This window comes from Streptomyces endophyticus (assembly GCF_035798155.1).
Classification (GTDB): Bacteria; Actinomycetota; Actinomycetes; order Streptomycetales; family Streptomycetaceae; genus Streptomyces; species Streptomyces endophyticus.
On the sequence record NZ_JAOZYC010000093.1, the window covers coordinates 327,083 to 339,105 of the forward strand.

Below are 12,023 nucleotides of genomic sequence, written 5' to 3' on the forward strand. Positions count from 1 at the left end.
CGACTAGCGCTGGTAGTTGACTTCCCGTCAACACCTTGACCCGCGAGTAACCTCGGCCCATACTCGGCGAACGGACGGACCTGGGAGCGAAGGGATGAACGGTTCCGGCACGGCGGGAATGGCGTCTTTCGGCGGCGCGTGGACGGTATTTCCGCAGCGCCTCGGAGACGAGCTGCGCAAGGAGAACCGCACCCTGGCGGCCGAGATCATCCATGAAATCCGGCGGCAGATCCCGGAATTCTCCCGGCCACTGTCGGGGAAGTTCGGTGCATTCATTCGAAACGGCGTGGAGACCGCTCTCGCCGAATTCGTCGACCGGGTCGGGGAGGGCGGCGGCGAACTCGACGCGCGGCGCCTTCCGGTCTACCGGGCGCTGGGGCGCAGCGAGTTGGCTGAGGGGCGGAGCCTGGACGCGTTGCAGGCGGCGTACCGCTTGGGCGGCCGCGTGGCGTGGCGGCGCTACGCGCGGGTGGCGCGCCGGCTGTCCCTGGGCACGGAGGCGGTGGCGCAGCTCGCGGAGACGGCGTTCACCCATATCGACGAGATCGCGGCGGAGTCGGTCGCCGCGTACGCCCGCGCCCAGGCGGACGCGGCGGGAACCCTCGGGCGTCGCCGCCATCGCCTCCTTACGTTGCTGATCGCGTCGGAGCCGCCGTCGCCGGAGTCACTGGAGCAGGCGGCGCGGGACGCGGAGTGGGCGTTGCCGGAGTCGGTGGTGGGGGTGGCGTTGGGGCCCCGGTGGGTTGCGGGAGCCGGTCCGGGTTCGCCGACCCGCGGCGGTACGCGGCCACCCGCGCCCGGCTCGGACGCCGGACCCGATGGACCGCCCACACGCGACCTCGACGCACCACCCACACCCGGACCCAGACCCGGCACCGACACCGGCCCCGGTGAGCCGCTCACACACGACCCCTGCCGGTCACCCGCCTCCGCCCGCGACGCGGATCCCGCCCCCACCCTCCGCAAGCCGCTCCCCCGGGACGTGCTCGCCGAGCTCGACGGCCCCACCCCCTGCCTCCTCGTCCCCGACCCCGGAACCCGCCTCGCCGACCCCCGCCTGCACCGGCTGCTGCACGAGCGCTCGGGTGTCATCGGCCCCGTTGTCCCCCTCGCGCAGGCCGCCGACTCGTTGCGCTGGGCCCGGACCCTGCGCGAGCACGGGCCCGCCGGTGCCCGCAGAGACGCCGGGCGGCACCTCACGGACCTGCTGCTGCTCGCCGACCCGGCGCTCGTCCGCCTCATGGCCGCGCGCCGCCTCGCACCCCTGACGGGCCTCACCCCCAAACAGCGAAACCGCCTGGCCCACACCCTCCTCGCCCACCTGCAGACCCCGCACGGCAGCGCACCCGAACTCGCCGAGCGCCTCGATATCCACCCGCAGACCGCCCGCCAACGCCTGCACCATCTGCAACGCCTCTTCGGCCCGGCCCTGACCGACACCGACGCCCGCTTCGAACTGGAGGCGGCGCTGCGCGCGGAGGGCCCTGACACCCAGCCGTAAGGCCGTGACCTGCGAGGACACCACGCGAGTGCTCGACGCGCGGGCCTGGTCAACCCTCTCTAACCTGATCACGTGAGAACCCCGCACACGGGACGCGTCTCCCGTCTCACGCTCCGTGCCCGCCAAGGCGCCCGCACTCTGGGCGGCATCGCGGTGCGCCGGGCCTGGGCCTGGGCAGAACGCACCGGAGCCCTCACCGGTGAAGCGCCGGAGGCGAATCGCTTCGCGTACTTCGGCCCCGGCGTCCGGATCGGTTTCCCCGGCGGCTGCCGCTACGGCGAACCGTGGATCTCGCTCGGTGACGGCACCCTGGTCGGCAGCCAGGTGACACTCACCGCCGGGCTGCTCCCCGGCCTGGACCTCGGCCCTGACCTGGTGCTACGCGTCGGCAGTGGCTGTGTCGTCGGCCGGGGCACGCACATCGTGGCCCACGAGTCCATCACCGTCGGCGACCGCGTCTTCATCGCGCCGAACGTGTACATCACCGACCAGAACCACGGGTACACCGACCCCCACCACCCCATCGGCACCCAGCCGCCGCACAACCGCCCGGTGTCGATCGGCGACGGCTGCTGGATCGGCACCGGCGCCGTCATCCTGCCCGGCGCCCGGCTCGGCCGGAACGTCGCCGTCGCGGCCGGAGCCGTCGTGCGCGGCACGTTCCCCGACCACTGCCTGATCGGTGGCGTACCGGCGCGCGTCCTGCGCGGGTACGCGCCGGAACCCGCCCACCCCGCACCGTCTACGTACGAGGAGAACACCGTGCCGACCAGCGACGACCACATCATCCCCGTCATGATCGTCGGCGACTCGATCAGTCACGGCAGCAGCGGCGACTGGACCTGGCGCTACCGCCTGTGGACCCATCTGCGCGCCCACGACGTCGATCTCGACCTCGTCGGCCCGAAGAACAGCCTGGACAACATCCGCACGGCCGAGGTCGGCGATGACGACGCCACCTACGCCGACCCCGACTTCGACCGCGACCACGACGCGCAGTGGGGCCGGCCCTACGTACACGAGAAGGAGGAGATCGAGGCGAAGACGCAGGAGCACAAGCCCGAATACCTGCTCGTGCTCCTCGGTATCAACGACCTGTTCTGGTACGGCGTGGAACCCGACCAGTTCGAGGCGAACCTGCGCGAGTTCGTGTCGCGGGCGCGCGGCGGGCGCCCCGGTGTCGCCATCGCCCTCGGCACCGTACTGAACTGCCAGAAGGCCGTGGACGAGCCGGACTTCGCGGCGCGGATCGACGCGACCAACGCCCGCATCCGCACCGTGGTCGCCGACCTCGACTCCCAGGACGAGCCGCTCGTCGTCGCGGAGACCGCGGCCGAGTTCTCCGCCCCCGCGCACACCTGGGACGGCACCCACCCCAACCCGAACGGCGAGATCCGCATCGCCGCGGCCTTCGCCGACACCCTCGCGGACCGCTTCGGCATCGGCGCGCGCTATCCGCGGCCGTACCCGGATGTGGCGCCGGTGTCCCCGCAGGCGAAGGCCAGTGTCGACTGAGCGTTCGCCCCCCTCTCCTCACCAGGGAATACGCCACCCCTTGCCGCCGTTGAAGGCGATCGAGCAAGGAGGCAACAGTGGAGCAGAAGTACTACACGCACGGGACGGCCGCGGAGCGCTGGGACCGTGCCCAGATGTTCTTCGACGCGAAGGAGTACGCGAACGCCGCCCGGATCCTCGACGGCCTCGTCGAGGAGGTTCCCGAGCAGGTCGGCCCCCGCCTCCTCCTGGCCCGTTCGTACTACCACTCGGCCCAACTGCGCCGCGCCGAGGCCGAGTTGCGCACCATCGTGGAGCGCGACCCGGTGGAGCACTATGCCCGCCTGATGCTCGGCCGCACGCTGGAACGCCAGGGCCGCAACGACGAGGCGGCACCGCATCTGCGGATGGCGTCGGCACTCGCGGGCGACTTCGACTAGCCGAACCGGGCGCCACACAAGACAAGCGGGTCCTGCCTTCTGGGCAGGACCCGCTTGCCGTACACGGACGTAACATTTACTGTTACGACAGGATTGAAGGTCGAAGGTCGGCGGAGGTGAGGTCCGAGGTGAGCGCCAACAGCAGGCTGACCATCGCGGCGCACGCCCTGACCTGGATAGGGCTGTATCAGCGCCGCGGCCACGAGGTCGCCACCTCTGAGCAGATCGCGGCGAGCGTGAACACCAATCCGGTAGTGATCCGCCGCCTGCTGGGCGAGCTGCGCAAGGCAGGACTCGCCGACTCACGGCGAGGCGCCGGGGCGGGCTGGACGCTCTCACGGGACCTGGCGGCAATCACCCTGCTCGACGTCTACGACGCGGTCGAGTCGGGCCCCATCTTCGCCCTGCACCGCTCGACACCCGACCCCGAGTGCGTCGTGGGCCATGGCATCGGACCGGCGATGACCGCCGTCTACGACGGGATCGAGGCGACCCTCCGCGAGGAGTTGGCACAAACCACCCTGGAGGACGTCCTGCGGGACGTCCTCAAAGCCGCCTGACCCGACCCTCCCTCCGACCACACCGGTGGCACTCTTCTTCACCCTCCAACGTAACCAACATTATTACTTCACGGATTCGGAGAACTTTCATGGGACAGCTGGACAACAAGACCGCCCTGGTGACCGGCGCCTCCACCGGCATCGGTCTGGCCATCGCGCGCCGGTTCGCCGCCGAGGGAGCGACGGTCTACCTGACCGGTCGCCGCAAGGCAGAACTCGACGCCGCTGTCGCGCAGGTCGGCAGCCGCGGGATCGGCATCCAGAGCGACGTGTCGCAACTCGACGACCTCGAGCGGCTCTTCGCCGAGATCACCGAGCGCAGCAGCCGCCTCGACGTCGTCGTGGCCAACGCGGGCGTCGGTGAATACAGCCCGCTCGGCACGATCACCGAGGAGGAGTACGAACGGACCACCTCCATCAACTTCAAGGGCACCGTCTTCACCGTCCAGAAGGCCCTGCCCCTGCTGTCGGCCGGCGCCTCGGTGACCCTGCTCTCCTCCAGCTCGGCCCTGCGCGCCGCTCCGGGCCTGGGCGTCTACGCCGCCACCAAGGCGGCGATCCGCAGTCTCGCCCGCACCTGGGCCGCCGAACTCGCCGACCGCGGGATCCGGGTCAACACCCTCACTCCCGGCGACGTCGAGACCCCCGGCGGTGACGAGCTGCGGGCCGCATTCCCGCAGGCCGATCGGTCCGCAGCGGCCGAGCCCGCCGCACCGACCCCCCTCGGCCGCGTCGGCCGTCCCGACGAAGTCGCCGCCACCGCCCTCTACCTGGCCACGGACCAGAGCTCCTTCACCACCGGCGCGGAACTGCTCGTCGACGGCGGCGTCACCCAGCTCTAGGGCTGGCCTGTCGTCTAACTGGTAGCCAGAACGCGATCGAGCGCGGCCCTACCCGCAGGCCCCCAGGTCGGCTTGCCTCCGGGAAGGCCCCGATCGCCGTTCTGGCCCATCAGGATGAGGAAGAGACTCTTCAGGGCAGCCAGCCCCCGGGCACGCCGGACCGTCGCCTCGTCCGCATGCCCATACGCCTCGAAGAAACGTGACCCCGCGCCCACGGGAAGGAGCAGCCACGCTGCAGCGAGGTCCCACGCCGGATCACCGGCGAACAAGGCGTCGAAATCGACCACCCCCGAGAGCGTCCCGTCCGCGACGACGACATTCGCGGGATGGAGGTCACCGTGCAGCCATACCGGCGGCCCCTGCCACTCGGCGGCCGCAACGGCATCGCCCCAGACGTCCCGGACCGCCCGGACGTCAGCGGCCAAGCCGCCGGGGGCGATCGCCCGCAAGAAATCTTCAAAGCCGTCCGTGCACTTCTTGGGGTGAGCGCCGCGGTCCGCACTGTCCGGCGCCTCAGCAGGGGCCTCCACATGGAGCGCCCTGAGGAATCCCGCCAGAGCGTCGGCCGCGTGGTCGCCGCGACTGATCGAGGTGGAGTCGAGCGGCTCGCCACGAACCCACGTCATCACGCTCCAGGGCCTCGGAAAGCGCGCGGACGGTTCACCGATCCGCACAGGAGTCGGAACCGGGAGCGGGAGACGTGGAGCCAGAACAGGCAGCCACCGGCACTCCTTGCGCAGGAGCTCCGGGACACCTTCCATACGCGGCATGCGCACGGCCAACTCATCCCCAAGACGCCACATCTGGTTTCCCCAGCCGCCCGGCACCTCGCGGAGGGGCAGCCCCGCGAGGTCCGGATGCTGGTCCGCAAGAAGGGCGTGCACCAGTTCTGCGTTGATCTCGATCTCGGCTCCGGTCATGGGAAGCCACAGTAGGTGAGCCAGGACCTGTGACTCGGCTAGCCTTGCTGGACGATGAACCGCACAGATCAGCCCGCACCGGCCCCTCGCCTGACCACTCCCTGGGGAGACGTCGACCTCACCCGCTTCCCGGAGAACCCCCGCGACCAGCTGCGCGCGTGGGACGCCGCGGACACGTACCTGCTGCGGCACCTCGCCGAGACGGGCACGGACCTGACCGGCACGGTGACCGTGGTGGGCGACCGCTGGGGCGCCCTGGCCACGGCGCTCACGGGGATCCCCGGCTGCACGCCGACCCTGATCTCGGACTCGTACCTCGGCCAGCAGGCGACGTACGCGAACCTGGCCCGGAACGGGCACACGGACGCGGCCCGCCTCCTCACCACGCAGGACGCCCCGCCCACGCGCATCGACGTCCTCCTCGTCCACGTCCCGAAGAGCCTCGCTCTCCTTGAGGACCAACTGCACCGGCTGCGCCCCGCCCTGCACGCCGACACGGTGGTGATCGGCACCGGCATGGTCAAGGAGATCCACACCTCGACGCTGAACCTGTTCGAGCGGATCATCGGCCCGACGCGTACGTCGCTGGCGGAGAAGAAGGCCCGTCTGATCTTCACTGAGCCGGACCCGGCGCTCGCCGCCCCGGCCCCGAACCCGTGGCCGCTCACCTACCAACTCCCGTCGGACATCGGCCCGTTGTCGGCCCGCCCGGTCGTCAACCACGCGGGCGTGTTCTGTGCGGAGCACCTCGACATCGGCACCCGTTTCCTCCTCCAGCACCTCCCGCAGGGAACGGACGCCCGCACCATCGTGGACCTGGGCTGCGGAAACGGAGTCGTCGGCACGAGCGCCGCACTCACCCACCCGCACGCGGACGTCCTCTTCACGGACGAGTCGCACCAGGCGGTGGCCTCGGCGGAGGCCACGTACGCCGAGAACGTCGGCGACCGCCCCGGCAAGGCCGACTTCCGCGTCGGCGACGGTCTCGCCGACACACCTCCCGCCGGCGTGGACCTGATCCTGAGCAACCCCCCGTTCCACAGCCACCAGTCCACGACGGACGCGACGGCGTACCGCATGTTCACCCAGGCCCGCGCGGCGCTCCGCCCCGGCGGCGAGCTGTGGGTGGTGGGCAACCGCCACCTCGGCTACCACCTGAAGCTGCGCCGCCTGTTCGGCAACAGCCAACTGGTCGCCGGCAACGCGAAGTTCGTGATCCTGAAGGCGGTCAAGCGAGAGCCTCGCGGCCGACGCGGCTGAGGACGTTCAGGCGTTCAGACGTTCAGACGTGCCGGATGACGTGGTGGATCGCTGCCGCGACGTCGGCGGCGATGTGGGTGGGCCGGTAGGCGGCCGTGGCCCAGGTCCGCCCGTCCGAGACCCACACGCTCCGCAGCCCGAGCGCGTGGGCACCCGCGACGTCGGCATGGGGCGAGTCACCGACGACCCACGCCCCCTCCAGGGGAACGCCGACGGCAGCGGCGGCCGCCCGAAAGATCTCCGGATCCGGCTTCTTGTGGCCTACTCCCTCGGAGACGGCCCACCCCTGAACGAGCCGGTCGAGCCCGCTGGTTCGGATCTTCGCCCCCTGCTGGGCGGTACGGCCGTTGGTGACGACGGCACAAGTCCAGCCGCCCGCCCGCGCCCTGCCCAGCGCCGCACGGGTGGCCTCCGTCAGGACGACGCGATCGGCGCCGCCCTCGTCGAGCAGCGCGCGGACGGCCTCGGCGGGCACCACATCGCCGTATCGATCGGCCATCGCCGCGGCGACTTCCGCACGCGCCGCGTAACCACCGGCATCGAGGTCCATCACCCCATCGACATCGGTGGCAGCCAAGCCGTGCTCGGCAAGGAAGTCGACCACGGCGGAACGGAAGGCGGCATCGCGGTCGACCCGTGGAGTGATCGCAGGTCCAGCAGTAGGAGCGGCATGGCCCGAAGTAGAACACGCACCGAAAAACCGAGTGCCGGCACCGGCGGGACCACACCACAATGCACTCCCGTGACCGAACCCGAACCCGAATCCGAACCTGAACCTGAACCGCACCCGCTCCTGGCGTACTTCTCACGCGCGTCCGACGGCCGCTTCCCGCCCTGCGACGGCGGCGTGACGGTACTGCCACCACTGCCCGGCGGCCTGGAATGTTCCATCGCCTTCACCGGACACGCGGTCATCGCCACCGCCCTGCCCACCGCCGACGTCCAAGCCCACTCCCCCGACGGCTTCGGCGCCTCCCTGGCCCCCGACTTCCTTCGCCGCCTCGCCGGACCCGCCGGATGGATCGGCTGCACCGACGCGACCCTCACCGCACGCGGCACCGGAGGCACCCCGCGCCTGGCGGACCTGACACACGAGACGACCGACCACCCACGGGTACGCCACGCCCGCGAACTACGGGCAAATGTCGAGGTCTACGGCGACGAGCGCGGACTGGTCACCCTCGCCGACGGCCTCGCCGGGCGACGCGAGCTGAGCATCGAGCTCCACGCACCCAACGGCGGCAGCCAGGGACACGGCCGCGGGCTCCTCGCCGATGCCCTCTCCCTGGTCCACGAGGGCGAAGCGGTCTTCGCCGCGGTGTCCCCCGGCAACGCGCGCTCCCTGCGCGCCTTCCTGGCTTGCGGCTTCACCCCGCTCGGAAGCGAAGTGATCCTCCGCCCGGACCGCCCCACCCACTGAGAACAAGGAGCGCCCGCCGGCGGGCCTCGCCGGGAATCGCCGATGCTCAGGCCCCTTCGTCGGACTCGATGCGCGGCATCCACCTGCCGCGCAGCCCCGGCAGCGGGTTGCACGTCGCACAGGCGGCCACCTGCCGCTGTCCCAGCTCCGACAGCAGCTCTTCCGGCAGATGGAAGTCGACGGGCGGCGGCTGGTTGCGGCAGCCGCCGCGGTGCAGCCGGTCGGGCTCGTCCTCGGTGCGGGCCGGCTCGATGGTGAAGCGCCTTTCCCGGTACGAGGCCTCCTTCATCCGCTCCCGTTCGGCGGTCTCCTTCTCCAGCTTGGCGATCTCCTTCTCGGTCTGGTGGAGCTGGTAGATCAGCCACGCCTTGACGGTCTGGTGCTTCGCGAGGCGCTCCGCCGGACTTTGATCGTGCATACGTTCGATTCTACGATTCCATGCCTGCGTCGCACACACACGAGCCAGGGAGCCGATTGCCCTGTGGCAGGATCCGGACCCGAGATGTTCGATCCGAGGCGGGAGCGGTGACGGTGGCGATGCGGGCGGTTCCGTTGGTGGGCGGGCCGGTGGAATTCCGGGGGGCGCTGGATCTGGAGATCACGCAGGCGGGAGTGATGCCGCGCCGGTTGCCCGCTTGGACCACGGAGCAGTACCAGGACCCATCGGTCTACGGGACGACCGTGATGCCTTCGGGGGTGCGGCTGGTGTTCCGCACCGAAGCGTGTGCGTTGGAGTTCGACGTGCTCACCTCCACAGGGCAGCTCGACACCGACCCCGAGCCCCGCCCGACCGGGAGGCTGGAGCTGGTGGTGGACGGCGCCCCGGCCGTGCGTCGGCAGGCACCGGTGGGCAACGTGCTGCGGATGGCGGGCCCCGGGGCCGTACAGCGACTGATCCCGGGCGAGCCGGGGACCGTACGGTTCTCCGGGCTACCTGCCGGCATGAAGAATGTCGAGCTGTGGTTGCCGCAGCAGACACCCACGGAACTGGTGGCACTGCGCGCGGACGGTGAGGTGCTGGCGCCGCTGCCGGACGGGCGGCGCCGGTGGGTGCACCACGGCAGTTCCATCAGCCACTGCCTCGAGGCCGACGGCCCGACCGGCACCTGGCCGGTGGTGGCGGCCGCACTCGGAGGAGTGGAGGTGATCAACCTCAGCCAGGCGGGCAACGCGGTGCTCGACCCGTACGTCGCCCGGACGATCCGCGATATGCCCGCCGACCTGATCAGCCTCAAGGCAGGCATCAACATCGTGAGCCTGACCGCCTTCCGACTGCGGACGTTCGGCCCGGCGGTACACGGATTCCTCGACACCATCCGGGACGGGCACCCGGACACCCCGCTCCTGCTGATGTCCCCGGTGAGCTGTCCCGCTCTCGAGGACTCCCCCGGCCCGACCACGCCGGGACCGGACGGCAAGATCACAGCCCTGGGCGACCCGGGGGACGTGGCCGCCGGGGCGTTGTCACTGACAGTGGTCCGCGCCGAGCTGTCCCGGATCGTGGCGGCCCGCCAGTCCCACGATCCCCACCTCCACTATCTCGACGGCCGCGAGCTGCTCGGGCCAGCCGAGGCGTCCGACCTGCCCGACGGCCTCCACCCCACAGCCGCCGCCTACCGCCGAATGGGCAAGCACTTCGCCGCCTACGCCTTCGCAACCGACGGCCCCTTCGGCTGACCGCGACTGCGCCACTCGGCCTCACTGCCTGTCGGACCGCAGCGGTAGGTTGCACCGATGACCGAATCCCTGCCGCCTGGCGGTGTCGCCCTCAGCGCGGACGAGCTGGAGGCCCGATGGGCGGATGCCTGGCGACCGGAACACGTCGCGGAACGGTTGGCCGGGGTGAGGACACCGTGGTGCATCGCAGCGGGCTGGGCACTGGATCTTTTCCTCGGTGGGCAGTCACGGCCGCACGGCGATCTGGAGATCGCGGTGCCTGCTGCGGGGTTCTCGGAGATTCGGGACCGCTTCCCCGAGTACGTGTTTGACGCGGTGGGTTCGGGCCGGGTCTGGGCGGGAGCACGGGCCAAGGCGCTGGCAGCGACACATCAGACCTGGCTACGGGATCCCGCGAGCGACCAGTTCCTGTTCGACGTCTTCCGTGAGCCCCACGAAGGCCTGACATGGATCTACCGGCGCGACGACAGTCTGCGGCTGCCGTACGACGCGATCATCGCGCGGACGGCGGACGGAATCCCGTACCTGGTACCCGAGTTGGTGCTGCTGTTCAAAGCCAAGGCGCCGCGCCCCAAGGACCAGGCGGACTTCGACGCGGCACTGCCGCTGCTGGGGCAGGCACGGAGGGACGCCCTGAGTGGCTTGCTGGGGCGTGTACACCCTGGGCACCCGTGGCTGACGGCGCTGACCGTCAGGCCGTCTCGGTCTCCGTACCCAGGCCGGCCCTCCCGAGAGGCGTACCGAGGGGAACTGTGAGTGCCTAGGTGGTGACGGAATGCGAATCCGTCACCTCTCGTCTCACTCAAGGAGTCTTCATGAAGCCCATGATCAAGCTGGGTCTCACGGCAGCTGCGGCCGGTGTCGCCGTCCTCGGAACCGCCGGCATGGCCGCCGCGGACACCGACCCGTTTGGCGTGGCACAGAATTCGCCCGGCGTGGTCTCCGGCAACGTGGTCCAGATCCCGGTGCACGTCCCCGTCGGCGTCTGTGGCAACAGCGTCAATGTCGCCGCCCTGCTCAACCCGGCCCTCGGCAACTACTGCGTCAACAAGTGACGCAGCGAAGCCCCCTCCGCCGCAAGGTCGGAGGGGGCTTCGGCATGCCTGCCCACTTGTAGGAATGATTCCCTCCGGGCCACGATGCCCGCATGAAGGGTGATCTTTTCGCGAGTGAGTACATGGTGCAGCCCGCCGCCGCGCCCGGCATGACCGTGCAGAACGCCAAGTCGATCCGGTACGTGATCGACGGCGAGATGATGGCTCGGCAGGGGGCGATGGTCGCGTACCGCGGGGACCTGAAGTTCGAGCGGAAGGGTCAGGGCGTCGGCGGCATGCTGAAACGGGCCGTCACCGGGGAGGGGCTTCCCGTGATGAAGGTGCGGGGGCAGGGCGAGGCCTGGTTCGCGCAGGAGGCGCAGAACGTGTTCGTCGTGGATCTCGAACCCGGCGACGTCTTCACCGTCAACGGCCGCAACGTACTGTGCTTCGACGCCACACTGTCGTACGAGATCAAGACGGTGAAGGGCGCCGGGATGACCGGCGGCGGACTGTTCAACAGCGTGTTCACCGGGCAGGGCCGGCTCGGGCTGGTCTGCGAGGGCAATCCGCTCGTCTTCCCCGTCTCGCCGCAGCAGCCGGTGTACGTGGACACGGACGCGGTCGTCGGGTGGAGCGCCAACCTGCGTACCTCACTGCACCGTTCGCAGTCGTTGGGCTCGATGATCCGCGGTGGATCCGGGGAAGCCGTGCAACTGATGCTCGAAGGCGAGGGGTTCGTGGTCGTGCGGCCCAGCGAGGCGACCCCGCAGAAGCCGCAGCAGCACTGAGCCGCGACGGCCTAGGGCCTGTCGTCAAACTCCCGTCTGCGCCGCGGCGTCTGGCACGCGCGCTCGCGGCGTTGCCGAAAAGTC

At 70.5% G+C, this 12,023-nt stretch carries 14 protein-coding genes; 11 read left to right on the forward strand and 3 right to left on the reverse strand.

Translation table 11 applies throughout. The features are described 5' to 3' along the window. The first annotated feature begins 94 nt into the window (after positions 1-94). From OKJ99_RS13110 to OKJ99_RS13130, 5 genes are all read left to right on the forward strand, one after another. Positions 95-1,501 (forward strand): helix-turn-helix domain-containing protein, encoded by a 1,407-nt coding sequence (locus OKJ99_RS13110; protein ID WP_326016222.1) that lies wholly within the window; start codon positions 95-97, stop codon positions 1,499-1,501. 72 nt (positions 1,502-1,573) lie between these two features. After that, entirely contained in the window at positions 1,574-3,016 is a 1,443-nt protein-coding gene (locus OKJ99_RS13115; RefSeq protein ID WP_326016223.1) for a GDSL-type esterase/lipase family protein, read from the forward strand. A 134-nt stretch (positions 3,017-3,150) separates the two neighbouring features. Next, entirely contained in the window at positions 3,151-3,435 is a 285-nt protein-coding gene (locus OKJ99_RS13120) for a tetratricopeptide repeat protein (protein ID WP_407700683.1), read from the forward strand. A gap of 128 nt (positions 3,436-3,563) precedes the next feature. Beyond that, positions 3,564-3,995, forward strand: a complete 432-nt coding sequence (locus OKJ99_RS13125) for an Rrf2 family transcriptional regulator (RefSeq protein ID WP_326016225.1) — start codon at positions 3,564-3,566, stop codon at positions 3,993-3,995. Positions 3,996-4,084: 89 nt separating this feature from the next. Continuing rightward, on the forward strand, positions 4,085-4,837 hold the full coding sequence (locus OKJ99_RS13130; RefSeq protein WP_326016226.1) for an SDR family NAD(P)-dependent oxidoreductase: 753 nt from the start codon (positions 4,085-4,087) through the stop codon (positions 4,835-4,837). 14 nt (positions 4,838-4,851) lie between these two features. Here OKJ99_RS13130 and OKJ99_RS13135 read toward each other — a convergent pair whose 3' ends face one another. Then, on the reverse strand, positions 4,852-5,757 hold the full coding sequence (locus OKJ99_RS13135; RefSeq protein WP_326016227.1) for an aminoglycoside phosphotransferase family protein: 906 nt from the start codon (positions 5,755-5,757) through the stop codon (positions 4,852-4,854). Between the two features lie 90 nt (positions 5,758-5,847). On the opposite strand from OKJ99_RS13135, the gene OKJ99_RS13140 reads away from it, so the two are divergent. Beyond that, positions 5,848-7,017 carry a methyltransferase gene (locus tag OKJ99_RS13140; protein ID WP_326016247.1) on the forward strand — a complete coding sequence of 390 codons (1,170 nt, stop codon included), beginning with the start codon at positions 5,848-5,850 and terminating at the stop codon, positions 7,015-7,017. 22 nt (positions 7,018-7,039) lie between these two features. Here OKJ99_RS13140 and OKJ99_RS13145 read toward each other — a convergent pair whose 3' ends face one another. Continuing rightward, positions 7,040-7,621, reverse strand: coding sequence for an HAD family hydrolase (locus OKJ99_RS13145; protein WP_326016228.1), 582 nt, complete (start codon positions 7,619-7,621; stop codon positions 7,040-7,042). Positions 7,622-7,759: 138 nt separating this feature from the next. On the opposite strand from OKJ99_RS13145, the gene OKJ99_RS13150 reads away from it, so the two are divergent. Further along, positions 7,760-8,437: a hypothetical protein gene (locus tag OKJ99_RS13150; protein WP_326016229.1), complete on the forward strand. Its 678-nt coding sequence runs from the start codon at positions 7,760-7,762 to the stop codon at positions 8,435-8,437. A 46-nt stretch (positions 8,438-8,483) separates the two neighbouring features. On the opposite strand, the gene OKJ99_RS13155 is transcribed toward OKJ99_RS13150, so the two are convergent. Then, positions 8,484-8,855: a hypothetical protein gene (locus OKJ99_RS13155; RefSeq protein WP_326016230.1), complete on the reverse strand. Its 372-nt coding sequence runs from the start codon at positions 8,853-8,855 to the stop codon at positions 8,484-8,486. 119 nt (positions 8,856-8,974) lie between these two features. On the opposite strand from OKJ99_RS13155, the gene OKJ99_RS13160 reads away from it, so the two are divergent. From OKJ99_RS13160 to OKJ99_RS13175, 4 genes are all read left to right on the forward strand, one after another. Further along, complete coding sequence (locus tag OKJ99_RS13160) at positions 8,975-10,114, forward strand: GDSL-type esterase/lipase family protein (protein WP_326016248.1); 1,140 nt, start codon at positions 8,975-8,977, stop codon at positions 10,112-10,114. A gap of 57 nt (positions 10,115-10,171) precedes the next feature. After that, positions 10,172-10,870 (forward strand): nucleotidyltransferase domain-containing protein, encoded by a 699-nt coding sequence (locus OKJ99_RS13165; RefSeq protein ID WP_326016231.1) that lies wholly within the window; start codon positions 10,172-10,174, stop codon positions 10,868-10,870. Positions 10,871-10,929: 59 nt separating this feature from the next. Next, complete coding sequence (locus OKJ99_RS13170) at positions 10,930-11,169, forward strand: chaplin (RefSeq protein ID WP_407700680.1); 240 nt, start codon at positions 10,930-10,932, stop codon at positions 11,167-11,169. Positions 11,170-11,261: 92 nt separating this feature from the next. Next, positions 11,262-11,939, forward strand: coding sequence for an AIM24 family protein (locus OKJ99_RS13175; protein WP_326016232.1), 678 nt, complete (start codon positions 11,262-11,264; stop codon positions 11,937-11,939). Positions 11,940-12,023: the final 84 nt, after the last annotated feature.

Excerpts from the sequence above, each read along its gene's own strand:
- OKJ99_RS13110 (WP_326016222.1), top strand. The coding sequence starts at position 95 with ATGAACGGTTCCGGCACGGCGGGAATGGCGTCTTTCGGCGGCGCGTGG.
- OKJ99_RS13120 (WP_407700683.1), top strand. The coding sequence starts at position 3,151 with ATGTTCTTCGACGCGAAGGAGTACGCGAACGCCGCCCGGATCCTCGAC.
- OKJ99_RS13130 (WP_326016226.1), top strand. The coding sequence starts at position 4,085 with ATGGGACAGCTGGACAACAAGACCGCCCTGGTGACCGGCGCCTCCACC.
- OKJ99_RS13135 (WP_326016227.1), bottom strand. The coding sequence starts at position 5,757 with ATGACCGGAGCCGAGATCGAGATCAACGCAGAACTGGTGCACGCCCTT.
- OKJ99_RS13155 (WP_326016230.1), bottom strand. The coding sequence starts at position 8,855 with ATGCACGATCAAAGTCCGGCGGAGCGCCTCGCGAAGCACCAGACCGTC.
- OKJ99_RS13160 (WP_326016248.1), top strand. The coding sequence starts at position 8,975 with ATGCGGGCGGTTCCGTTGGTGGGCGGGCCGGTGGAATTCCGGGGGGCG.
- OKJ99_RS13165 (WP_326016231.1), top strand. The coding sequence starts at position 10,172 with ATGACCGAATCCCTGCCGCCTGGCGGTGTCGCCCTCAGCGCGGACGAG.
- OKJ99_RS13170 (WP_407700680.1), top strand. The coding sequence starts at position 10,930 with ATGAAGCCCATGATCAAGCTGGGTCTCACGGCAGCTGCGGCCGGTGTC.
- OKJ99_RS13175 (WP_326016232.1), top strand. The coding sequence starts at position 11,262 with ATGAAGGGTGATCTTTTCGCGAGTGAGTACATGGTGCAGCCCGCCGCC.